Genomic DNA, 22,863 nt, shown 5'->3' with positions numbered 1-22,863 from the left:
ATCAGCGAAGTGTGCCTCGCCGTGGAAATGGGCGCGGATGCGACCGACATCGGCAAGACGATTCACCCGCACCCAACGCTGGGCGAATCGATCGGTATGGCCGCCGAGCTGTATGAAGGCGTCTGTACCGACCTGCCGCCGCCCAGAAAGGCCTGATGGCTATCTCAGCTTACGTTTCGCTAGTGTGACGAATAGCGGGTTTTCCCGCGTGTGGGCGAAAATGTCTGTTTTTGGTGATAACTCGGCTTTTTATCGGAATTTCCCGCGAAGCCGGCTGGCATAAACTCGTTCATCAGGTGCTGTTGTTCGAATGCGTGCTGGAGCGGAAATCGATGTTCTGATCGAAAGCGAACGTTCGAACCTCGGGGCACCCTGGTTTTAGGCGAAGAGGAGACCCGGGCCATGAGCGTTGCGCTGGATAGGATAGACCTTAGCATCCTGAGTGAACTTCAGGAGGATTCGAGTTTGACGAATCTCGAGCTGGCGGCTCGAGTCAACTTGTCACCCTCTCCCTGTCTCGTCAGAGTCAGGAATCTGGAGCGTCTTGGTGTGATCAGCCGGCGCGTCGCCGTTCTCGATGCCTCCCTACTCGGCCTGGGCGTCATGGCGATCGTCGAGATCGGTCTGGAGCGGCAGGGCATGCATGCGCGGGAGAGTTTCGCCGACACGGTGAGAGGCGTCACCGAGGTCATGGACTGCTTCATGATGACCGGGCAAACCGACTATCTCCTGCGCGTGGTGGCCAGAGATCTCGTCGAACTCGAACACATCATCACACACAAGCTGACGTCGCTTCCCGGCGTGGCCAGCGTTCGCTCGAACGTCGTCCTCAAACGGCTTGCCAACAAAACGACGCTCCCTATCGACACGACGCGGCCTATCCAGATTCACGGTCTGGCGCAAGCGTCGTGACCCCATCGCGTGAGGTGTACTCATGAGTAACACAACATCGACCCGTCAGCCGCTGGATTCGCGCGCCGACATCGCAACGGCGTCGGAAATTATCGAAGAGGCGCGAGCCGGTCGCATGTTCATTCTGGTCGACGACGAGGATCGCGAGAACGAAGGAGACCTTATTATTCCAGCCCAGTTCGCCACGCCCGACGCCGTCAACTTCATGGCGACGCATGCGCGTGGTTTGATCTGCCTCGCGATGACACGCGCGCGCTGCGAATCATTGGGTCTTCATTTGATGAGCCGGATCAACGGCTCGCGGCACGAGACGGCTTTCACGGTGTCGATCGAGGCGCGTGATGGCGTGAGTACGGGCATCTCGGCGGCCGACCGTTCCCGCACGATTGCGATTGCCATCAATCCGGAAACGGGGCGCGACGAGATCGTCTCACCCGGGCATGTCTTTCCGCTCATGGCGCGCGAAGGCGGTACGCTCGTGCGTGCCGGCCACACCGAGGCCGCAGTAGATATCGCCCGTCTGGCCGGGCTCGCGCCGGCCGGCGCGATCTGCGAAATCATGAACGACGACGGCACCATGGCGAGGCTGCCGGACCTCATCGCCTTTTCACGGCGACATAAGCTGAAACTCGGCACGATCGCCGATCTCATCGCGTATCGCCGACGAACGGAACGGCTCGTGGAGGCCGTTGAAAACGGCAGCTTTACCGAGCCGAATGGAAGGCATTGGCGGATCGTCGTCTACCGGAATCGGGTCGATCAGGTCGAGCATATTGCCTTTGTCATGGGTGATCTGCGGGGAGCCGACCCCGTTCTCGTGCGCATGCATGCGATGGATACCATGAACGACGTCATTGGCGGTCACCACCTCGCGTCTCTACGCGGCGCCGCGCGTTTGCTGGCGGACGAGAACCGTGGCGTCATCGTGCTGATACGCGAGTCACGCCTCACGGCCGTGTCGGAACGTGTGCGTTCCATGATGCACCCCACGCCTGCCGAGCCGGAACTGCGTGATTACGGAATAGGCGCACAAATTCTCACCGAACTCGGCGTGAAGAACATGATCCTGCTCTCCAATCACGAAAGAACGATTGTGGGCCTGGAGGGCTACGGTTTGAACGTGGTGGAGCAGAGAAAAATAGAGCGTATCTGCGACTATCAGGAAGTTTGACGCTGTCCCGTAGTGCCGCCGTGTCGAGGAAGAAATTGGGCTCTTCCGTTCGGGGCGCAGTGGCATTTTTTCGGATGAAGTCGTGCCGCTCAATTGAGAGCGTTTCGTGACTATAAAAACAACTTAAGGAGGATAGATGAGACACGCAGAAAACCTTGGCATCTTCGGCGAGCGCGCGAGCGCCATAGCCGCGGGGCGGCCCGCATGAAAATAACGGCAGGCAATCCCTATATGATCGGACTCGAGCGCGACCCGGCGAATTTCATTGCTTTGTCACCGCTGACGTTTCTCGAACGCGCCGCGTCTATCTGGCCGGAGCGCACGGCCGTCATTCATGGCACGATTCGCCGCGACTGGGCCGAAACGTATCGACGTTGCCGGCTACTCGCCGGTGCGCTGCTCGGGCGTGGCATTGGCAAGGGCGATACGGTGGCGATGATCGCGGCCAATACGCCGGAGCTGTTCGAGGCGCATTTCGGTGTACCGCTTTGCGGCGCTGTACTGAACACCATCAACACACGGCTCGATGCCGACACGATCGCTTTCATTCTCAACCACGGCGAGGCGAAGCTGCTGATCACCGACCGCGAGTTCTCGCCGACAGTGAAGAAAGCGCTTGCGCGTCTTGGCCGCGTCATTCAGGTTATCGACATTGACGATCCTCAGTTCGGAGATGGCGATCTGCTCGGCGAAAAAGACTATGAAGCGTTGCTGCGGGAGGCAACCCACACGGAGTTCTCGCTCGCGATGCCCGAAGACGAATGGCTGGCCATTACCTTGAACTACACGTCGGGCACGACGGGCAATCCAAAAGGCGTGGTGTATCACCATCGCGGCGCATATCTCAACGCCGTGTCGAACGCACTATCGTGGCATCTGGACGGGGACGCGACCTATTTATGGACCTTGCCGATGTTTCATTGCAATGGCTGGTGCTTTCCCTGGACCATGGCGTTGGTGGCAGGCACCAGCGTCTTTCTGCGCCATACGCGGGCTGAGCCGATTCTCGCCGCCATCCGCACGGAGGCGGTCACGCATTTCTGTGCCGCCTCCGTGGTGTTGAACATGATCAATAACGCCGCGCCGGAGTTGAAAGCGGGCATTCGTCACGTAGTCAAGGTCATGACCGGCGGTGCGCCACCGCCCGCTCCGGTGATCGCCGGCATGGAGCGCATGGGCTGGGAAGTGACGCATGTCTATGGGCTGACCGAATCTTATGGGCCAGCCGTGCAATGCGTGTGGCGCGAGTCGTGGAATGCTCTCGATCTGGATGCGAAAGCGCAACTCAAGGCCCGCCAGGGTGTACGCGGACCCGCACTCGAGGCGATGATGGTGGCACACCCGGATAGGCTGGAGCCCGTTCCAAAAGATGGGCAGACGCTCGGCGAGGTCTTTCTTCGCGGCAACAACGTCATGAAGGGCTACCTGAAGAATCTGGATGCCACGGTAGAGGCATTTGCCGGTGGGTGGTTTCATACTGGCGATCTCGGGGTGTGGCATTCCGATGGCTACCTGGAAATCAAGGATCGCTCGAAGGACATCATTATCTCGGGAGGCGAAAATATTTCGTCGATCGAGATCGAGGACATGCTGTATTCCCATCCCGCTGTTCTGGAGGCGGCAATCGTCGCTCGTCCTGACGAGAAGTGGGGCGAGACACCTTGCGCTTTCATCACGCTCAAAGACGATTCGGTCGTGACCGAATCGGACATTATCGCTTTCTGCCGCGAGCGGATGGCACATTTCAAGATTCCCAAGACCATTGTCTTCACGCCACTGCCGAAGACCTCGACCGGCAAGATCCAGAAGTTCATCTTGCGGGAGCGTGCGCGCCAGCTATGAAAGACGAGGCGGTGTGTCGCCAGCCGCCGCGTTTTGATCAAGGCGAAGAAGGATCCATCTTGTCCACTCGAAATTTGCCGGGACTTTGTCCCATGGTCTTCTTGAACATGGTGATGAACGAATTGGGACCTTCATAGCCAAGTTCGAGCGATACGGCGTGAACCGACGCTCCCGCCGACAATCGCTGAAGCGCAATGATGATATGCAAACGCTCGCGCCAGCGCCCGAATGTCATGCCGGTTTCGCTGAGCACCAACCGCGCGAGCGTACGTTCGCTCATCGCATACCGGCGTCCCCATTCCGCGATCGTGCTGCGGTCGCCGGGATTGTCGAGCAACGACGAAGCGATCTGTTGAAGCCGATGATTGTCGGAGATGGGGAGAAAGACGTCGTCGGGCGCCAGTTGCGCAAGCTGATCCAGCAACACTCTGGCGAGCCGACTCGCGGGGCCTTCCTTGGGATAGTCGGGCGGCAATCTGGCCAGTGAACGGATCAACTCACGGATGAGCGGCGTAATCGTAAAGCTGCGGCAATCGGTGGGCAGATCTGCTTCGTCCGGCGGAATGAAGATGACGTACAGCTTGGCGGAATCGGAAGCATGATTGCTATGAGGAATGCCGCCAGGAATCCACACTGCGCCGTTGGGCGGGACAATCCACCATCCGTTCGGTGATCGACACATGACCGAGCCTCTCAATGCGACGACCATTTGCCCCTTGCGATGAACGTGCATCGGCAATTCGTCCTCTTTTCCACTGGTCTCCAGAAGAACGGAAATGACTGGCAAATCGACGGAATCCGGATCGAACGGTTGATAGTTGATCTTCACCTCGTCTGCCATGGCTGGCGAAGTGGACGTACGGATTTCAGGCGTTTCTGGTTCCACGGTTCACTCGCTTTCTGCGCCTGCCCGGCCTCGGTGAGTCCATGAGTCGCCGCCCTCAGCGCAACATTCGGTGGGCCATCTGAATGACGCGATTTTAATCCGCCGAATTAACGATGGCTCGGAAAAATCAAAATTAAATTTGGCCTCTCTGCACATACACTAACCACATGAAAAACGACGAGACATCAGGTATGAAAACCGACGAACTGATTTGCACACACATTGATGCCGACCTCGTGCAGTTGACGATAAGCCGGCCACCGGCGAACGCGCTTAGTGAACCACTCATCACCGCATTGATTTCCACCTTCAGCGACCTCGCTCAGGAAAACGTGCCACCCGGCATCGTGCTCACGGGGGCGGGAGAGAAGTTCTTTTGTGCCGGCGGCGATATCAATGAAGTGGCGGATCATGAACTCGCTCTGTCGCGCATGGAAGCGTTCCACGCGTTTTTGGGGCAACTTGAGCAGTATCCGAGCCCGCTCGTGTGCGCGGTCAATGGCTATGCGGTGGGCGCGGGATTCGAGATGATCCTGCATGCCGATTACGTCGTCGCGTCCGCTGAATCCCGGCTGGGATTTCCGGAGATCAATCACGGCTTGTTGCCCGCGGCAAAAGGCATGCGCCACGCGGCGACCTTGCTTGGTCAACGTGCCGCGCGTTCGCTGCTGTATACAGGCGCGCTGGTCCCGGCTGGCGATGCGCTCGCGATGGGGGCGGTGGACGCGATATCCGCGCGTGACGAAGTGCTGCGAGACGCGCTTGCCAAATGCCGCGAGCTTTGCAGCAAAGATCGGCAACTCTTCGCCGCCATCAAGAGAACGCTGCGCGAGAGTTCACAGATGAAGGACGCAGCGCTGCTACAGATGACGCTCGATGACCTGCGTGGATATCTCGGCAACTCGAAGTCCGCGGACGCAAGATCCCAATTTCTGACCCGCAACAAGAAGGCCCAATCGTGAGTAATCTCCAACCACCGGAAACGCTGCATCTCGCGCGCATGACGTACGAGGACGTGACGGCCGCATTGGCCACGCAGTTTGATGGCGTCATCATTCCTTGCGGAGCAATCGAGCAGCACGGACCCCATCTGCCCCTGAGCATGGATGCCGATCATGCTGAAGCACTGGCGGTGGAAATCGCCACTTTGCTAGGCCGAACCTTGATCGCGCCGACCATACAGGTGGGATGCTCGAAGCACCACATGGCCTTCCCGGGCACGATCTCATTGCAGGAGCAAACGTATGCCGCGCTCTGCCACGATTACTGCGTGAGCCTCGCGAAACACGGATTCAAGCGCATCTACCTTTTCTCAGCTCATGTCGGCAACTTCAATGCCCTTCATGCGATGTTGCCGGATTTGAGAGATGCGGTTGGGCCGGACGTCCAGGTTCTTGCCTATACGGATCATCAGGCGTGGCTGCGTGAATGGCGGCTGGCGGTCGAAGAAGCCGGTGGCGATCCGGAATCCGTGGGCGGACATGCCGACATCGCCGAAACCTCCCTCATGATCCATCTTCACCCCGACAGCGTTCGACACGGCCAATTCGTGGCTGGTCATGTGGGCTTCATGACGACCGAGCAATTGAATCTGATGTGGAAGGAAGGTGTGGCGTCCATCTCCCGAAACGGCGTGCTCGGCGATGCGCGAGGATCGTCACGCGAGATTGGCGAGACCTGTCTGCGTGCAACGGCCAGACTTCTCGCGTCGGCATTTGCGGCCGAATCATTGACGTAGAAGGTCCGGCGCGCTGGCAGCATGATCTGCCGGTATCGACAAGGTAGTGACATAAAAAGAATAAAAAATGCTGTGAGATATACGGCAATATATATTAAACAACACAAAGATATTTAAAAGTAGAAACGGTGGATGAGTCGATAAGCATGCCTATCGATCTATAAGAGATGTTTATAAATCAAGCGCATGGTGATGTTCACAGTTTAACGGCAAGAAACTGACCGAGCCTCGGAAACGGTTCGCGCTCGCCATGAATTTGCAACTTATCACTGTCAAGGAAAAGAAAATGCCATTGAAAATCGGTTTTTGGTCCGAGCAGGAGACACAGGTCGGGCATAGCTACTCGAACAGGCTTCGCGAACTGGTTCGAGAAACACTTCTCGCGGAGCAAATGGGATTCGATTTTGTTGCTCTGTCGGAGCAGCACTTTGCGCTTGGCGGCGTGTCGAGTTCGGCTCCTGAAGTGGTTTTTGGTTATCTCGCGGCCGTCACTTCGCGAATCAAGCTTCGTCCTGCGGTGGCCTTGATGCCCAAGGCCATCAATCACGCATTGCGTACCGCAGAGCGATTGGCGGCAACCGACATCCTCTCCAACGGACGGATGGAGATGTATTGCGGTCGCGCCAACACAACGATCGCAATGCGCGCGTTCAACGTATCGCCCGATGAAACCCAGCCGCAGATGGAAGAGGGCATGGCGCTGTTGCGCAAAGCGATGCGTGAAGACGTTTTCACCTTCGAAGGAAAGTATTACCAGGTGCCCCCCCGGTCACTCGTGCCGAAGCCCTTGCAGAAACCGTATCCAGTGCTCGGCGTTGCCGCAACCAGCGCGAACAGCCACGCTTGGGCTGGCTCGGAAGGCCTTGCGGTGATGAGCCATGCCATTTATCAGGGATGGGAAAAGCAGAAGGGTCTGCTGGACACCTATTGGAAAAGCTGGAAGCGCGATGAGACCGGACCGTTGCACAAGCCGCGTGCCGGCATGCCGCTCTTCATCGGTATCGGAAAAACCGACCAGGAGGCCAAGGATATCTACGCCGGCCCGATCATGAACTATGCGCGCATCTCGACCGATGCCTATCCGCGGCTCGCCAAACTCGCGGACAACTATGCGTATATGGCGGAAAGCGTGCCCTCGATGCAACGTGCTACCGAGGACTGGGATTACCTCCTGAACGAATCCGCTACCACGGTGTGCGGAAGTCCCGATACCGTCATCCGTCAATTGGAGCAATACGAGAAGCTCGGAATTGACGAGGTGCTGTTGCATATCGACTCGGTACCGCACGAGCAGATCATGTCGGCGATCGAGATGGTCGGCCGCTACGTGATTCCTCATTTCAACGATCGCAACAATATCGTCCGCCCAACGGACGAGTTGCTCGAGAAGATTCGCGCCATGCGCCCGCAGGCCTCCAACCCGCAGCAAACTCAAGGATGAACCTACGTATGAAGACGTCTTCGCGCTATCAGTATCTGAATGTCGAACAACGGTCCTCCGGTGTCGCGATTGTCACGATGAATCGCCCGGAAATCCTGAACGCTATCAATTGGGACATGCACAGCGAGCTGGAACGGGTATTCGTCGATCTGGATCACAACAAATCGGTCAAGGCGATCGTTCTGACCGGCGCCGGCCGCGGTTTCTGCTCCGGCGGCGATCAGAAGTCGATCGACAATGGCGATATCCCGTCGGCGACGCGCGGTGGTCGCCACCTCGTGAGAAACATGCTCGAGGTCGAGGTGCCGATCGTGGCGGCGGTCAATGGCGTCGCCGTGGGTCTGGGCGCCACACTCGCGCTGTTCTGCGACATGATTTATGCGAGCCCGACCGCACGGTTCGCCGATACGCACGTCAATGCCGGTGTCGTCGCGGGCGACGGTGGTGCGGTGATCTGGCCGCTTCTTCTCGGGCCGGTCCGCGCTCGGCACTATCTGATGACGGGCGACTTCGTCAGTGCCGAGGAGGCACTGGCGATGGGCATGATCAACAAGATCGTCGAAAGCGACAAGCTGCTGGAGGCGACTATCGATTACGCGGAACTGCTCGCGAGCGGTCCGCGCGATGCGGTCGTCTGGACGAAATACTGCGTCAACAAGCTCGTCAAGCAGAATGCCCACCTGCTTCTCGATACGTCGACCGCTCTGGAAACTCTAACTTTCAATTCCCCCGAGCGCCGCGAAGCGGTAGCTTCGTTCGCCGAAAAGCGCAAGCGCTTTGGAGACAACTACAAATGACCGCGGCACCGTGGACTTCGGGCAGTCAGTTCGCCACCACCACTATTCCGGCCTTGCTGATCGAGCGGGTGAAGAGCAACGCCGAGGCAAACGCCTTCTTTCAGAAGCGTGCCGGAGAGTGGATACCAACCACCTGGAAAGGCTATGCGAACGCAGTCTGTTCCGTATCTGCCGCGCTCAGGGAGGTCGGTGTAGCAAGAGGCGAACGGATTGCCATCATGGGCGACGTATCCCAGGAGTGGGTCATCGCCGATATGGCGACGATCTGCTCGGGAGCGGTCACGGTAGGCGTTTATTTCACCGCGTCGGTCGAGGAGGTCCGCTACTACCTGGAGGATTCAGGGGCAAGACTCGCTTTTGCCGGAAGCGCTGAACAGCTTCGGATTATGGAAGCGGCCGATACGTCCCACAGGCTCCTCAAAATCGTGGTGCTCGATCCGGGCTGGAAGAGCGCGCCTGGCGAAACCGGTACGAATGTCGTTTCACTTGCCGAGTTCGCCTTGCATTTTGCTGGGGACGAAGTCGCTTATCTACGTGAGCAGTCCGAGCTTGCGAAGTCGACGGACCTGGTGAGCCTGGGTTACACCTCGGGAACCACGGGGGCGCCCAAAGGTGCGATGCTGACGCATCTGTCGATGCTGGCGGGCGCGTTCACGTGGCCGACCTTCTGTCCGGCGATTCTGTCCGAGCCGCAGCGCATGGTGATCCATCTGCCGCTTTCGCACACGGTGGCGCGCATTCAGGCCATGACGCTGCCGTTGATGGCGAAGACGGTATCTTACTTCGTCGACGTGTCGGCCGATTTCGCGAAGTGCATTCAGGAAGTCAGACCGACCTCCTATATGGCGCCGCCGCGCTTCTATCAGAAGTTCGCGACCCAGATCATCAACCATGTGAATGGCTGCTCTGAAGCCGAGCAGAGAAACTACAAGCTCGCACTTGGCATAGCTCGGGAAGTACTGGCCGATCGATTGGACGCAGGCAGCAGCGACCCATTCAAGGAACAACTCTACACCATCTGCCGCGAGCTTATTTTCAAGCCCTTGCTGGCCAGAATCGGCTTCGACGATTTACGCTATCCGTATACGGCGTCCGCTCCAGTGCCACCCGAGGTCGTCACGCTGTTCCAATTGTGGGGCGTCAACCTGAAAGAGAATTACGGGCAAACGGAGATGGTCGGCGGAAACCTCGCGCAGGTGAGTGACTGGTCGAGGCCTGGAAACTCCGGTGTGCCGCTTGACGACGCCGCATGGGAAACACGCGTGTTGCCGGACGGGGAAATGATCGTTCGGGGTCCGGGACTGTTCATCGGCTACTGGAATAAGGAAGCTGAAACGAACTCCGCGTTGCGGGACGGTTGGCTGCATACCGGCGACATCGTGGACGTGGGCGCGGACGGTTCATACAAGCTGATCGACCGAAAGAAAGAGCTTATTAACACCGCCGCCGGCAAATCCATTAGCCCGGTTCAGATCGAAAACGAACTTCGCGAGAGCCCATACATTACGGAGGCGATGGTGATTGGCGAAGGGCGCAAGTATCTGACGGCGTTGATCGAAGTCGACGGCACGCTCACCATGGACTGGGCCAGGACGCGCGACGCTTCGGTCACACGCTACGCTGACCTGGCCACCTCGGCGATCGTTATCGACCTGATCCGCGCAGAAGTGGAAAAAGCCAATGCGAAGTTGGCGCGGGCAGAGCAGATCAAGGCATTCAGGATATTGCCCGAGGAACTCACACCGGAAAACGGGGTGATGACCGCAACGCGCAAGAAGCGCCGCAAGCCGCTGATGGCACGCTACGAGAGCATTATTGCCGGTCTTTACGACGATGCCGAAGAGCAGTTGATCAAAGAGCAGCTTGCCGGTTCAGGGCCGGCAGCTTCTGTTCACCAGCAATAAGAGGCGCCAGCAGCGCAACTGGCAGCGAGAACCCACTGACGGTGCGGCGCTGGCCATGACTGGTGCAACGCCACGAGTACTTCACTGCGTTGCTGCATGGAAGTCCCTGTGGCGCTGGGGTCATGAAGCCGCAGCACCGTTGCGTCAACCGAGAGAGATACAGCCGTGATAGCACTTTCCCCTGACCGCACTACCTTCCGGGAGGCCATGGCCCGTATCGGAGCTGCGGTGAATATCATCACCACTACGACACCTTCGGGCGATGTCGGCATGACGGTGTCCGCAGTCTGCTCCGTGACCGACGACCCTGCTACGGTGCTCGTTTGCATAGGCCGGTCCAGCCGTCAATATGGCCACTTCAGCACGGCGGGCATCATCTGCATCAACGTTCTTTCCCATGAGCATGAGGAGCTTGCACCGATCTTCGCGGGCAAAGGGGATGTCCAGATGACCGAGCGCTTCACGTACGCCAAGTGGATCCGTCTCGTCACAGGTGCGCCGGTGCTGGCAACTGCGGCTGCGAGTCTCGACTGCACGGTGGACCGAAGCATCGACATCGGCACACACACGGTTTTCTTCTGCGCCGTGCAGGCGGTGCATCTTGGTTCCTCGAGATCGGGGCTGGTGTATCACGGGCGCGCTTATCATCGGCTGCTGCAGAAGGAGGCCTGAAACGCCAGGGTTTTGCTCGTTGCACACCTATACCTCACTCTCCCCGGATCAGCATCGCGGCAATCCGCCGGACTATAGGCGCTTATACGGGTCAATGGTGTCGGTCCAATCGAACTGCGCGACGCCGCTAACCATGGATACGACGCGCACTATCCGAAGATGAACGTCGTTCCGATCGACTCCGAGAACTACGGTGCGGTGTCGGTCGACGTGGACCGTATGAAGGACTTCATAAAAGCGGAATGCAGCATGACGGCGGTTCATCTGTTCCCGACCGGCTACAAGGCCACGACGATCAACCTGATTCTCGACGACGTAAAGGCTTATCGTGAAACGCATCCGTCCCCGGGAATTACCGTGCACCTCGCGGCGGGTAACGCGGGCGTACTGGCAGCGTCTAACGACGAGGAGGTGGCCGCAAGCGAACCGGTCATGATGCTATACGTGTAACCGCCTGCTTGAGGTTGGCCTCGATGGCCTCGTGTTGACGAATGGCGCGGCCGGGAAGCGGTTGAAGGTCCAGCAGCGTGAGGATCGCTCGGCGCTGACTTCGGCGACGGTGGACAAAATGGGCGATCCGGTCCTGTTTTATCAGGATTGGGGGGGGCTGACCATAGGCACATGCTTCACATCGGCGGTTGCCAATAGCGCAGCACATCCGGGAGGTGAAGTGAATGAAGCGATCCCTCCTTTTCATAATTTCAATTCGGTATCCGTAGTTATTCATAGATGAGGAAAATTATGTCTATGCAGGAAGAAGGAACGCGGCGACGGGTGCTCCTGGTACATGCGCATCCGGAGCCCAAGTCGTTCACTTCGTCGATGTTTCATGCAGCGCAGAAGGTCCTGATCGATTTGGGCCACGAGGTGCGCACATCCGATCTATATGCGAAGGGATTCAATCCCGTTGCAAGTTCAACAGACTTCGGTACGCGTGAGGATCCGGGCTATCTTGTGTACGCTAAGGAGCAGCGTGCGGGACGCATAGGCGGAACGCTGTCGCCGGACATCATCGAGGAAGTCGAAAACGTCCTGTGGGCGGACCTCGTGATCCTGAATTTCCCTATCTTCTGGTTCTCGACGCCCGCGATCCTGAAGGGCTGGATCGACCGCGTATTTCTCTCGGGCCAGTTTTATGGCGGCATGCGCTTTTACGATCGCGGTGGCTTGAAGGGCAAGCGTGCGTGGGTGACCGCGACGCTCGGCGGTCGTCCGCATATGTTCGGCAAGGACGCCGTGCATGATGAAATCGACATCATGCTGACGCATCTGTTTCGCGGCACGTTGGCCTATGTGGGATTCGACGTGTTGAAGCCGTTCTTCGGCTACCACGTTCCTTACATCAGCGAACTGGAGCGCGCCGATGTGCTGAAGCGATTCGAGCAGGACGTCAAGAACTGGCAGACGCGTCAAACGCTTTCGTTCCGTTCGCTCGACGAATTCGATGAGTATCTTTACCCGCTCGCTCCCGCCGACGCGGCGCGAGACGGGTCTATCTGACGCGGATCCTGAGAATTTATGCGGGGTCGCATGAGAGCAAGCAAACGAATGATGACTGTCGCTGTGACGCTTTCGGGGTGCCGTCAAGAAGCGGATTTTTTCGTACGTTAGGGATGAAGGTGGTTCGCTTCCATCCTTCGCTCGGCGCACGGCCGGACCAACTCTGCGAGACATGCAAGCCTGGAGGATTCATCCTGGCCCATCCCAAACGGGCCGATGTGGTGTTGGTTATTTCTGCCCATCCAGCGAAATATGAAAATCCCCCGCAACTCCTTGCTTGACAAGGCTTTGCGTGGCCTTGCCCGGGTTGGCGGCACGGGAATCAGAACGAATATGGCAAGACGATTCGAGAACAAGGTTGTGGCAATCACCGGCGGCAGCGAAGGCATTGGCCTTGCCAGCGCCAGACTCTTCGCAGACGAAGGCGCGAAGGTTTATATCACCGGACGTAGACAAACTCGTCTGGACGAGGCGGTCGAAGAAATCGGGAACGGTGCCGTCGGCGTGCAGGGGGACGCGAGCAATCTCGCCGACCTTGATCGACTCTACGATCGTATCCAGCGCGACAACGGAAGGCTTGATGTGGTGTTGGGGAACGCAAGTCGGTGTGGAATGCGATCACGTTCTGCTGTTCGTTCACGCGCCGAAGCTCGACGGTTCGAACATTGGGAGCGCCATCCAAGCTAATCGTTGCCGCCTGCATTAGCTTGAATGGCTGATCGTCTTCGCTGGCAGCGGTAGTGAGATACAACCACATCTGCGTGTAGATCCGGTCGAGGTTCATTGGGCTTATTCGTGACGAAGCAGGAACCATGGAAAGCGCACAACGGATGCCCAATGCCGTAAGTACCACATCGAAATCCAGCAAGCGGGTAGAAGCGTGGAGTCCGGCAAACGCCGATACGCCGATACTGCACGTAGCAAGGCTATCGGCACGGCGATTGCGCATCGGATCGCAATAAGGCTCTCTCGGGGCGAGTCGTGGCGACAGTTCGTACAAGATCAGTAAGCCGAAAACGTCACAGCACGGGGAGCGGGGTCGCCATATCGCGCACGGAGTCCGCGCCTCCGGGTCTGCGCTACGTCGACGATTCGCGTCCGGGTTATAGACGCGAACGCGTCGGCGACACCTTCGCTTACTACAACACACAAGGCGCCCGCATTCAGGACGACGCAGAGATTCGCCGCATCAACGCGCTGGCCATCCCGCCTGCGTACACGGACGTCTGGATCTGTCCCGATGCGCGCGGTCATTTGCAGGCGACGGGCCGTGATGCCCGTGGGCGCAAGCAGTACCGCTATCATCCGCGCTGGCGTGAAACGCGCGACGCGACCAAGTTCGAGCGCATGCTGGCATTTGGCGCTGCGTTGCCGAAATTGCGCGCGCGGGTGGCGCGCGACCTCATGCTCGACGGCATGCCGCGAGACAAGGTATTGGCTGCGGTCGTCCGCCTTCTCGATATCACTCTGATTCGCGTGGGCAGTGAGGAGTACGCGCGGGAAAATCGCTCGTATGGCCTGACGACACTGCGGAAGTGTCATCTGAAAGTTTCATCTGAGCAACTGCGCTTCAAGTTTCGCGGCAAGAGCGGTATCGAGCACGACGTCGCTGTCAGTGATGCGCGCATTGCGAGGGTCGTTCGACACTGCATGGAACTGCCCGGTCGGGACCTTTTCCAGTATCTTGATGCCGATCGGGCCGCACATACTGTCAATTCGTCGGACATCAACGACTATCTGCATGAGATCACGGCTGCCGAATTTACTGCGAAGGACTATCGCACATGGGCTGGCAGCGTGTTCGCGCTCTCGGCCCTGAGCAAGCTGGAATGGACGACGGTGACACAGGCCCGCGCACACGTCGTGGAAACCATCAAACAGGTCTCACAACTTCTGCGTAATACGCCGTCGGTCTGCCGCAAGTGCTATGTCCATCCGGCGGTGCTCGAAGCATTCGAAGCGGGCGCCTTGGCGCAGGCGCTCCCTTCCGTGCATCGCAGTAGGCTCAGTGCTGACGAAGCCGCGTTGGTCGTTTTTCTCAATAGAGATGCAAGAGGCCGCGCGCGCAAGGCATTGCGCCAGGAGAACAAAGACGAGCGGGGTGGTGCGAGCCTCGCAGCTTTGCTGGAGCAGTCGAGGCGGAAAGCGCGGGCTAGCGGACCAAGGCACGGAGTGCAAGGTAAAGCGGCCAAGACGCAGGAGCCCGAAGCGAGCGGCACATTGTCCCAGCCCGCGCGGCCCTCTGCGGCGAAGAAGCTAGCTCGGGTGCGCTCGCGGACAGCAGTGACAGCCGTTTGAGTTGCCCTGTTGAGGGGAGCATTTGCTGTCCTATCCCAGGCAGCTTCGCTTTAAGTTGCCAGGCGCGAGCCATCCAGGCATGCACGATGCGTCGCAGTGTTCTCTGCCCTTAGTCATTCTGGAGGTCCCGTGGGAACGCATCTCATGCCCAAGGCGCCGGCCCGCAGGGTCGTCGTCGTTACGGGCGCAGGCGCGGGTGTCGGCCGCGCCTGCGCCGAAGAGTTCGCGCGCGCCGGCTATGACGTGGCGCTGCTCTCGCGTGAGCCTGAGCGCGTCGTGCGTCTTGCCGAGCAGCTGGAGGCGCTACGAGGCGTTGGCGCCTTGGCGGTGCCGGTTGACATGGCCGATGCACAGGCCGTCGATGCGGCAGCAGGGCGCATTGAACGCGAACTCGGTGAGATCGATGTATGGGTCAATGTAGCAATGGCGACAGTATTCGCCCCGGTCTCAGCGCTGTCTGCCCGCGATTTCGAGCGAGCAACGCAGGTGACCTATCTGGGCCAGGTCTATGGCACGATGGCGGCGCTAGCACGTATGCGCCAGCGCAATCGTGGCGCCATCGTCAACGTTGGATCGGCACTCGCATCGCGCGCTGTGCCTCTGCAATCCGCTTATTGCGGTGCGAAGTTCGCAGTACGCGGTTTCACGGATGCCTTGCGCTCGGAACTGATCCACGACGGACTCGAAATACGGCTTTCGCTCGTTGATCTGCCGGCTATCAATACGCCGCAGTTTGATTGGGCAGCTAATCGCACCGGGCGGCGCGCGCGGCCGGTCGCACCCGTCTACCAACCGGAGGTGGCTGCCCGCGCGATACGCTTCGCGGCAGAGCATCGTCGGCGTACGCTTTGGCTCGGCTGGTCTACGTCGCGCGCGATTGTCGCCGACCTTCTGGCACCGGGTCTTGTCGATCACTATCTCGCGCGAGCCGGATACCGCGGTCAGCTCACTGATGCGCCGCGCCCGGCGGATGCGCCGGAGAATCTATACATGCCCGTCGCGGGAGACTTTGGCGCGCACGGGCGCTTCGACGACGAAGCACAAGACGGGTTCGTACCGCTTTTCACTGAGCGGCACGTTCATGCTGTAATGGGCGGGGTGGCGCTCGGCCTCTTAGGACTCGCGATGGCGTTCGGACGCCTGCGCAGGCAGGTGCGGGCGTGCCTTCGATGAAAGGTTAGCACCTGTTCAGTTAAGGGCAAAGCGTTGACCATCGGCATGCCGGAATGCGAGTCCGTTGCCCGGCCGTGTAAGGTCGGGCGCAATCTGGCCACCACGCAGTTGCGGTGCGCCATCGAATAACATGCCCTCGATTCTCGCGTGGTCGTGGAACCATTCGATGTGTTGCAGGCGTCGTGCCGCGCATGCCACATGCAAATGCAATGCGGGAGCGCAGTGGGCAGAAAGCGGCGCATGCCAGGCATCGCACAGCGCGTCGGCCTGGAGAAATCCGCTGATGCCGCAACAGCGCGTTGCGTCGACCTGCAGCACGTCTACGGCGCGCATATCGAGCAACGCGCGGAAATCGTCCGCGGTATAGCCGTACTCGCCCGCCGCGAGTGCCATGCCCGGAGGAAGCCCGGCTCGCAGTGCGGCTAGGCCGCTGTGGTCGTCCGAGGACACCGGTTCTTCGAACCACTGCACACCCTGAGTCGCAAAGTATTCGGCAAGACGTTGCGCCTCCTTGAACTCGTATGCGCCGTTGGCATCGACGAACAGACCGGCGCTGCCAATCGCCTGGCGCGCTGCTTCCACGCGCGCAGGGTCGTTGCGTGGGCTCGATCCGACTTTCATCTTGACCCACTCGCAGCCGTCGTCATTCACCCAACCGCCCAATTGGCGCTGCAATGTATCGATGTCGTAGGTTGTGAATCCGCCACTACCATAGACAGGCACGCTTTCGCGCTGCATGCCGAGCAGCACGCACAACGGCAAGCCAAGCGCTTTCGCCTTGAGGTCCCAGAGCGCGGAATCGACGGCGGAAATTGCGCAGGCAGCGAGACCCGGACGGCCGATGTTTCGCACTTCGCGCTGCATCTGAAGGTTGATGCGAGCAATGTCGAAAACGTCGTAGCGGTGCACCGCGTCGGCCAGCACAGTGCCTATTAGCGACGCGGCACTCGCATGCGCATAGGTGTAGCCGATACCCGTGAAGCCGATCGCGTCGATCTCGCAGAGCACGAGAGTGGTCGAGCGCCACGCGATGGTGCCGTCAGCCTCGGGGCTGTCAGTGGGGATCGCAAAGGCGCGGGCTTCGAGCCTGGTAACACGCGACGCGTTCACGCCACCGCCCATGGCTTGTCTTGCAAAACATGGAAGTGGCTCGCACGGTGGCCCTCATCGGCGGCGTCAGGTCGCGCTTGCCTCTCGCAACTTGACGAGTTCGCGCGAATGCGCTGGATCTGCGAGTCCGGGCCGCACGTTCCGATGCCCGGCCTCGCCTGCACCGTGCAGCGCGCCCGTAGGGTAATGATCGTCTTCATGGTCTTAGCTCCTCTGCGCAGGTTCGTGAATATTGCAGCGCGACGGGCGGCTTCCGTCGCGCATGCCCCATGCCTGGGCTCCAATACCCGGGGAGAGCGCCCATGGGCACCAGAGTTGCGCGTGTCACGTGCGGCGCGACGGGCACCGAACTCTACGCTGGGTATGCATGCTCGGAGTCGCGATACCGGGGTATGGCGAAGAAGTTGTCTGAGAGCGGGCGGCCCTGACAGTGGTGTTTGGCGGGGCGGAAAGAGGAGGCCGCAATGTCTTTTGATCGTCAGCGAGGCGCAATGGCGGGCGCAAGTTCTGCGCTGTTCGTCGTCTCTCCCCATCTCGACGACGCAGTCTTTGGCTGTGCCGCGCTGCTCGCTGGGTATCCGGGAGCATGCGTCTGTACCGTATTCGCTGGGGCTCCAGACCATCCACAGCATACGGAGTGGGATCGCGCGGCGGGCTTCGGCAATTCGACGCAAGCATTGGACGAACGCTGTCGCGAGGACAATCGTGCCCTTGAGCACTGCGGCGCGCGAGCGCTGCGGTTGCCGTTCCTGGACGGTCAATATGGTCGACTGCCTGATGTCGCCACGCTTGCAGAGGAAGTTAAAAAGCACTGCGAATCTATGCGTGCGGGCGACGAAGCGTTCGTGGCGCCGCTGGGCGTGCGTCACCCGGACCACATGTGCGTGGGCAAGGCGTGGGAACTCCTGCTGTGCACTGGCGGGTTGGAGTCCTGTATCGCTTACGAGGAGGCAATTCATCGCACGACGCGCGGCGTGGTGGCAAAGCGGTTGGCCGAACTCGAAGCAGCAGGGCTGCACGTCACACCACTTGACGAAACCTGGCGCCCGGCACGGCTCGCCGCACGCGCGCTCACGGCCAAGCGCCTGGCCATCCTTGAGTATGCAAGTCAGCTACGCGCTTTTGACGCACGTTTTCCGGCCGATCTGGCAAAACCCGAGCGCTACTGGCGCGTAACCCGGGCATAGCGTTCTTGCGCGGGGCGCAGCGGTCATGAGCCGAGGCCGGGCGAGCAGGCGACGCAGCATCCAAATCGCTCCCCGATGCGGCGCGCACCAGGCGTCAGTTCGCGTCGCACTGACGCATATGTGCCCGGCTAGCCCGCCGCCGCGCACGTACCCGCACGCGGTGCTGCCTAGGGCGGCAAGCCAGAAGCCCAGTCGGCACTCGTATTCGGCGCTCGCGCCGATGAACAGGGCGTTGCGTTCCGACCGCTTTGATGCCGCGCCGCAGCCTCGACGGCCGGCGGTTCGATTGGTGTAAGCCGGTGTTGCGTGTCCATCTTTGAATCGATAGTTGTCACGCGCCTTTGGTGTTTGCTCGCCCTGATGGTCAGATTCTGAACCGGGTGCGGCGTTTGCGCGGCAGGCTTCAGGTGGACCTGTCGATAGTGTCGGATTCGGGCCCATCATATACGGGAGAAAGGCAAATGGCGACGAACACGGTAAGCGACTTCATTATCGAGCGTCTATATGAATGGGGCGTGCGACGCATCTTCGGCTATCCTGGCGATGGCATCAACGGCATGTTCGGCGCGCTTCAGCGTGCGCGCGGCAAGATCGAGTTCGTGCAGGCCCGTCACGAGGAAATGGCGGCGTTCATGGCGAGCGCACACGCCAAATTCACTGGCGAATTGGGTGTGTGCATCGCCACTTCCGGCCCCGGCGCGAGCCATCTGCTCACCGGCTTGTACGATGCACGCATGGACCATATGCCAGTGCTCGCCATTGCGGGTCAGCAGGCGCGCGCCGCACTCGGCGCGCATTACCAGCAGGAGCTCGATCTCGTTTCGATGTTTAAGGACGTGGCGGGCTCGTATATACAGCAGCCGAGCGTGCCGGGGCAGGTGAGACACGTCGTGGATCGCGCAGTGCGTATCGCGCTTTCCCGGCGCACTGTAACCGCCATGGTGCTGCCCAATGACTTGCAGGAGCTTGAATACGAGCCGCCTGCGCGCAAGCATGGCACCGCGCACTCGGGCGTGGGATACGCCGCGCCTGAAGTCGTGCCCCGCGAGGCAGACCTGCGGCGTGCCGCTGAGGTTCTCAACGCTGGACATCGTGTGGCCATGCTTGTCGGCGCGGGCGCCCTGCACGCAACCGACGAGGTCATCGCCGTTGCCGAGCGCCTGCACGCAGGCGTGGCGAAAGCACTGCTCGGCAAGGCGGCCGTCCCTGACGATATTCCATGGGTGACGGGCAGCATCGGTTTGCTTGGTACGAAGCCGACGGACGAGATGATGTCGGCCTGCGACACTTTGCTGATGGTCGGCTCCGGCTTCCCCTACTCGGAATTCCTGCCGAAGGAGGGCGAGGCGCGGGCGGTACAGATCGACATCGACGCGGGCATGCTCAGCTTGCGCTATCCGATGGACGTGAGCCTGGTGGGCGACAGCGCGGCGACGCTACGCGCGCTGTTGCCGCTGCTTGAACAGAAGGAGGCCGCCAGCTGGCGCAACCGTATTATCCATGCGGGCGAGCGCTGGCAACGTGTCCTCGAAGAGCGCGCGCGCGCGGCAACGGGTGGCAAGGTCAATCCGCAGCGTGTGGTGACAGAACTTTCTCCGCGGCTGCCAGACGGCGCGATAGTTACAAGTGATTCCGGATCATGCGCAAACTGGTACGCGCGGGACCTCCAGATCCGCCGTGGCATGATGTGCTCGCTCTCCGGCGGCCTCGCATCGATGGGTGCGGCGGTTCCCTATGCTATTGCGGCCAAGTTCGCGCATCCACAGCGGCCGGTCATCGCATTGGTGGGCGACGGCGCGATGCAGATGAACAATATGGCAGAGCTTGTGACGGTCGCGAAATACTGGCGCCAGTGGGAAAACCCGTGCTGGATCTGCGTGGTGTTCAACAACGAAGATCTGAATCAGGTGACGTGGGAACAGCGCGTTATGCAAGGCGACCCGAAATTCGAGGCTTCGCAGGATATTCCCAACGTCCCTTACCACCGTTTTGCCGAGCTAGTGGGGCTCACCGGCATTTATGTCGACGATCCGGAGCGTCTTGGCGAAGCGTGGGAGCAGGCGCTGACGGCGTCCCGACCTGTCGTAATCGAAGTCAAGACGGACCCCGAAGTGCCGCCGCTGCCGCCGCATGTGACGCTCGAGCAGGCGCGCCACTTCGCACGGACCTTGATGGAGGGCGACCCGGCCGAGCGCAGCATGATTGCGAACACGGCACGCCAGGTGATGGCGAGCGTCATTCCCGGTAAGAAGTCCTGAGTGCGATGCCCGCTCTCGATGTGCTTTGAGCGCGTTGGCGGCGGGGCGCACAGTTCACGCGTATGACCATGACACGCAGCATCGAAGATTACGCGCTCCTTGCAGACGGTCGTTGTGCCGCGCTCCTGGGCCGCGATGGCTCGATAGACTGGTTATGCTGGCCGCGCTTCGACAGCGATCCCTGCTTTGCCTCGATGCTGGGTTGCGAGGGCGATGGTCTCTGGCGCATTGCGTCGGCCGAGCCGCCGCGTCGCGCGAGCCGATGTTATCAAGCGGATACGCTCGTTGTCGAAACCAGCTTCGAATGTGAAGGCGGCAGCGTGCTTGCAATCGACTTCATGGCGGTCGAGACTACGACGCCGTGCCTCGTGCGCATCATTGAAGGTTGCGAAGGCAGCGTCGCAATGCATATGCGCTTGCTGCTGCGCCCGTATGGCGATGGCAATGCGGTTGCGCATGATCGCGGCGGCCAGACGACCTCAGTAATGTTGCAAACAGGTTGTGGCGCAATGAACCTGCGCAGCGACGCCAAGCTCGAAAGCCGGGACGAGTGCCTCATCGAAGCCGTGTTCACGGTTCATGCAGGCGAACGTGTGGCTTTCAGCCTAAGCCACGGCGATACCGCAGTGGTCGATCCCGCATCGGCAATTCCGGCGCTACACGACGCGCAGCGTCACTGGCGGCGCTGGATCGAGCGCTTCGACGACAGCCGCACGCTGTGGCCGCAACCCGTGCGGCGCTCGCTGCTCACGCTCAAGTCGCTGATCTATCGCCCAAGCGGCGCAATGGTCGCGGCGCCGACGACTTCGCTGCCGGAGCTGCCCGGTGGCTGCCTGAATTGGGACTATCGTTACTGCTGGCTGCGCGACGCGAGCTTCGCGCTGGAAGCGCTGCTCGAAGCGGGTTTCCACGAGGAGGCGCGAGCGTGGCGCGACTGGTTGTTGCGTACGCTAGGCGCTTCGCGCTCGCACATTCATATCATGTATGACGTGGACGGGCGGCGCGTGCCCGCCGAACGCAATATCAAGTCGCTTGCAGGCTGGCACGGTGCGCGTCCCGTTCGCTTTGGCAACGCCGCTGCCACGCAGTATCAGCCGGACGTCTTCGGCGAAGCGCTCGATTGCCTCTATCTCACGCGTCGGGCGGGCATCCGGGCGGCGCCCGAAGAAGCCGTGCTCGAGGAGCGTATTGTCAGCTGGCTACTCGATCACAGCGAAAGGCAAGGCTCCGGGATCTGGGAGACCCGCGGCGAACCGCGCCACTACACGACTTCGCGCGTGATGATCTGGGTCGCGCTCGACCGGTTCATCAAGCATTGGTGTGAAGACGGGCCAGGCGCAGGCGACGCGATGGTGCAACGCGCGGAGCGCTTGCAGCGCACGCTTTATGAGGAAGTCTGCACACGCGGCTGGGACGCCCGGCGCGGTGCATTCATACGTAGCTACGGCGAGACCGGGCTCGATTCGAGCCTGCTGCTCATGCCGTTGATGGGCTTCATGCGGGTCGATGACCCGCGTATGTCAGCGACGATCGATGCGGTTCGCGCCGAACTGGGCGAAGACGGACTGATTCGTCGCTGGCGACGCGGCGAGGGCGAAGCGCCGGAAGAAGGCGCGTTTCTCGCCTGCTCCTGCTGGATGGCGGATTGCCTGTATCTGCGCGGAGACGAGAGCGACGCCCGCGCCCAGTTCGAGCGCGTGCTCGCCGTCGCTAACGACGTGGGTTTGTTCGCGGAAGAATACGACGTCCGCGCGCGCACGCTGGCGGGCAACTTCCCGCAGGCGCTCAGTCATCTCGCCGTCGTCAAGACAGCATTGCTGCTGAGCGGCTCGACAAAGGGTCATCGCAGCGGAGGCTAACAGGTCCAGCAACAGGGACGCCACGCGAACGTCTGGCACGTCACGTGCGCTGTAGGAGCACTGCGTACGGAGGATCCCAGACCCGCTGGCCGCATTCTCTTCCACACGACGAGGA

Annotated in this window: 21 protein-coding genes and 1 pseudogene; 19 read left to right on the top strand and 3 right to left on the bottom strand. The window is 60.3% G+C overall.

What is annotated here, in order from left to right:
- The 4 genes from C7402_RS43335 to C7402_RS43320 all read left to right on the top strand — a co-directional run.
- A partial coding sequence (locus C7402_RS43335) for a hypothetical protein (protein WP_133254654.1) occupies positions 1-156 on the top strand: 156 nt, incomplete at its 5' end.
- A gap of 246 nt (positions 157-402) precedes the next feature.
- Positions 403-912, top strand: a complete 510-nt coding sequence (locus C7402_RS43330) for an Lrp/AsnC family transcriptional regulator (protein WP_112177845.1) — start codon at positions 403-405, stop codon at positions 910-912.
- Positions 913-934: 22 nt separating this feature from the next.
- A complete protein-coding gene (gene ribB, locus C7402_RS43325; protein ID WP_112177844.1) occupies positions 935-2,083 on the top strand; it encodes a 3,4-dihydroxy-2-butanone-4-phosphate synthase in 1,149 nt (382 codons plus the stop codon).
- A gap of 204 nt (positions 2,084-2,287) precedes the next feature.
- Positions 2,288-3,925, top strand: a complete 1,638-nt coding sequence (locus C7402_RS43320) for an acyl-CoA synthetase (protein ID WP_116614901.1) — start codon at positions 2,288-2,290, stop codon at positions 3,923-3,925.
- Positions 3,926-3,962: 37 nt separating this feature from the next.
- Here C7402_RS43320 and C7402_RS43315 read toward each other — a convergent pair whose 3' ends face one another.
- On the bottom strand, positions 3,963-4,811 hold the full coding sequence (locus C7402_RS43315) for an AraC family transcriptional regulator (RefSeq protein ID WP_224042687.1): 849 nt from the start codon (positions 4,809-4,811) through the stop codon (positions 3,963-3,965).
- 191 nt (positions 4,812-5,002) lie between these two features.
- Between C7402_RS43315 and C7402_RS43310 the strand changes: the two genes are divergently transcribed.
- The 10 genes from C7402_RS43310 to C7402_RS48245 all read left to right on the top strand — a co-directional run bounded on the left by C7402_RS43310 (position 5,003) and on the right by C7402_RS48245 (position 13,550).
- A complete protein-coding gene (locus C7402_RS43310; protein ID WP_116614900.1) occupies positions 5,003-5,773 on the top strand; it encodes an enoyl-CoA hydratase/isomerase family protein in 771 nt (256 codons plus the stop codon).
- Positions 5,770-6,549 (top strand): creatininase family protein, encoded by a 780-nt coding sequence (locus C7402_RS43305; RefSeq protein WP_116614899.1) that lies wholly within the window; start codon positions 5,770-5,772, stop codon positions 6,547-6,549. Before C7402_RS43310 ends, C7402_RS43305 begins: the two co-directional genes overlap by 4 nt.
- 250 nt (positions 6,550-6,799) lie before the next feature.
- A complete protein-coding gene (locus C7402_RS43300) occupies positions 6,800-7,990 on the top strand; it encodes an LLM class flavin-dependent oxidoreductase (RefSeq protein ID WP_224042680.1) in 1,191 nt (396 codons plus the stop codon).
- An 8-nt stretch (positions 7,991-7,998) separates the two neighbouring features.
- On the top strand, positions 7,999-8,787 hold the full coding sequence (locus C7402_RS43295) for an enoyl-CoA hydratase/isomerase family protein (protein ID WP_112177838.1): 789 nt from the start codon (positions 7,999-8,001) through the stop codon (positions 8,785-8,787).
- On the top strand, positions 8,784-10,691 hold the full coding sequence (locus C7402_RS43290) for an AMP-dependent synthetase/ligase (protein ID WP_116614897.1): 1,908 nt from the start codon (positions 8,784-8,786) through the stop codon (positions 10,689-10,691). The genes C7402_RS43295 and C7402_RS43290 overlap by 4 nt, the downstream gene beginning before the upstream one ends.
- Positions 10,692-10,898: 207 nt before the next feature.
- Positions 10,899-11,363 (top strand): flavin reductase family protein, encoded by a 465-nt coding sequence (locus C7402_RS43285; RefSeq protein WP_208949093.1) that lies wholly within the window; start codon positions 10,899-10,901, stop codon positions 11,361-11,363.
- Between the two features lie 159 nt (positions 11,364-11,522).
- Entirely contained in the window at positions 11,523-11,813 is a 291-nt protein-coding gene (locus tag C7402_RS43280; RefSeq protein ID WP_244315082.1) for a hypothetical protein, read from the top strand.
- A 31-nt stretch (positions 11,814-11,844) separates the two neighbouring features.
- Positions 11,845-12,096: a hypothetical protein gene (locus tag C7402_RS46630; protein WP_133254653.1), complete on the top strand. Its 252-nt coding sequence runs from the start codon at positions 11,845-11,847 to the stop codon at positions 12,094-12,096.
- 41 nt (positions 12,097-12,137) lie between these two features.
- Positions 12,138-12,863, top strand: coding sequence for an NAD(P)H-dependent oxidoreductase (locus C7402_RS43275; protein WP_341869291.1), 726 nt, complete (start codon positions 12,138-12,140; stop codon positions 12,861-12,863).
- Positions 12,864-13,079: 216 nt separating this feature from the next.
- Complete coding sequence (locus C7402_RS48245) at positions 13,080-13,550, top strand: SDR family oxidoreductase (RefSeq protein WP_309252026.1); 471 nt, start codon at positions 13,080-13,082, stop codon at positions 13,548-13,550.
- Here C7402_RS48245 and C7402_RS48240 read toward each other — a convergent pair.
- Positions 13,510-13,620, bottom strand: a pseudogene (locus tag C7402_RS48240) (pyridoxamine 5'-phosphate oxidase family protein); the annotation flags it as partial. The gene C7402_RS48245 and the pseudogene C7402_RS48240 overlap by 41 nt on opposite strands.
- Positions 13,621-13,844: 224 nt before the next feature.
- On the opposite strand from C7402_RS48240, the gene C7402_RS43260 reads away from it, so the two are divergent.
- Positions 13,845-15,161: a DNA topoisomerase IB gene (locus C7402_RS43260; RefSeq protein WP_116614896.1), complete on the top strand. Its 1,317-nt coding sequence runs from the start codon at positions 13,845-13,847 to the stop codon at positions 15,159-15,161.
- A gap of 144 nt (positions 15,162-15,305) precedes the next feature.
- The gene (locus C7402_RS43255) at positions 15,306-16,334 is read left to right on the top strand and encodes an SDR family oxidoreductase (RefSeq protein WP_112177834.1); all 1,029 of its coding nucleotides are present in this window, start codon (positions 15,306-15,308) and stop codon (positions 16,332-16,334) included.
- A 15-nt stretch (positions 16,335-16,349) separates the two neighbouring features.
- On the opposite strand, the gene C7402_RS43250 is transcribed toward C7402_RS43255, so the two are convergent.
- Entirely contained in the window at positions 16,350-17,456 is a 1,107-nt protein-coding gene (locus tag C7402_RS43250; RefSeq protein WP_116614895.1) for an enolase C-terminal domain-like protein, read from the bottom strand.
- Positions 17,457-17,908: 452 nt separating this feature from the next.
- On the opposite strand from C7402_RS43250, the gene C7402_RS43240 reads away from it, so the two are divergent.
- From C7402_RS43240 to C7402_RS43230, 3 genes are all read left to right on the top strand, one after another.
- Positions 17,909-18,631 (top strand): PIG-L deacetylase family protein, encoded by a 723-nt coding sequence (locus C7402_RS43240; protein ID WP_112177831.1) that lies wholly within the window; start codon positions 17,909-17,911, stop codon positions 18,629-18,631.
- A gap of 461 nt (positions 18,632-19,092) precedes the next feature.
- Positions 19,093-20,889 (top strand): thiamine pyrophosphate-requiring protein, encoded by a 1,797-nt coding sequence (locus tag C7402_RS43235; protein WP_112177830.1) that lies wholly within the window; start codon positions 19,093-19,095, stop codon positions 20,887-20,889.
- A gap of 68 nt (positions 20,890-20,957) precedes the next feature.
- Positions 20,958-22,748 carry a glycoside hydrolase family 15 protein gene (locus tag C7402_RS43230; RefSeq protein ID WP_112177829.1) on the top strand — a complete coding sequence of 597 codons (1,791 nt, stop codon included), beginning with the start codon at positions 20,958-20,960 and terminating at the stop codon, positions 22,746-22,748.
- Positions 22,749-22,863 lie beyond the last annotated feature (115 nt).

It is taken from the genome of Paraburkholderia unamae, from assembly GCF_003096875.1.
Lineage (GTDB): Bacteria > Pseudomonadota > Gammaproteobacteria > Burkholderiales > Burkholderiaceae > Paraburkholderia > Paraburkholderia unamae.
This window is presented reverse-complemented; position numbering and strand designations above follow the sequence as displayed.

Coding starts and splice junctions, on each gene's coding strand:
- C7402_RS43330 (WP_112177845.1), top strand. CDS start 403: ATGAGCGTTGCGCTGGATAGGATAGACCTTAGCATCCTGAGTGAACTT.
- ribB (WP_112177844.1), top strand. CDS start 935: ATGAGTAACACAACATCGACCCGTCAGCCGCTGGATTCGCGCGCCGAC.
- C7402_RS43320 (WP_116614901.1), top strand. CDS start 2,288: ATGAAAATAACGGCAGGCAATCCCTATATGATCGGACTCGAGCGCGAC.
- C7402_RS43310 (WP_116614900.1), top strand. CDS start 5,003: ATGAAAACCGACGAACTGATTTGCACACACATTGATGCCGACCTCGTG.
- C7402_RS43300 (WP_224042680.1), top strand. CDS start 6,800: ATGAATTTGCAACTTATCACTGTCAAGGAAAAGAAAATGCCATTGAAA.
- C7402_RS43295 (WP_112177838.1), top strand. CDS start 7,999: ATGAAGACGTCTTCGCGCTATCAGTATCTGAATGTCGAACAACGGTCC.
- C7402_RS43290 (WP_116614897.1), top strand. CDS start 8,784: ATGACCGCGGCACCGTGGACTTCGGGCAGTCAGTTCGCCACCACCACT.
- C7402_RS43285 (WP_208949093.1), top strand. CDS start 10,899: ATGGCCCGTATCGGAGCTGCGGTGAATATCATCACCACTACGACACCT.
- C7402_RS43280 (WP_244315082.1), top strand. CDS start 11,523: ATGAACGTCGTTCCGATCGACTCCGAGAACTACGGTGCGGTGTCGGTC.
- C7402_RS48245 (WP_309252026.1), top strand. CDS start 13,080: ATGTGGTGTTGGTTATTTCTGCCCATCCAGCGAAATATGAAAATCCCC.
- C7402_RS43255 (WP_112177834.1), top strand. CDS start 15,306: ATGCCCAAGGCGCCGGCCCGCAGGGTCGTCGTCGTTACGGGCGCAGGC.
- C7402_RS43250 (WP_116614895.1), bottom strand. CDS start 17,456: ATGGGCGGTGGCGTGAACGCGTCGCGTGTTACCAGGCTCGAAGCCCGC.
- C7402_RS43240 (WP_112177831.1), top strand. CDS start 17,909: ATGTCTTTTGATCGTCAGCGAGGCGCAATGGCGGGCGCAAGTTCTGCG.
- C7402_RS43235 (WP_112177830.1), top strand. CDS start 19,093: ATGGCGACGAACACGGTAAGCGACTTCATTATCGAGCGTCTATATGAA.
- C7402_RS43230 (WP_112177829.1), top strand. CDS start 20,958: ATGACACGCAGCATCGAAGATTACGCGCTCCTTGCAGACGGTCGTTGT.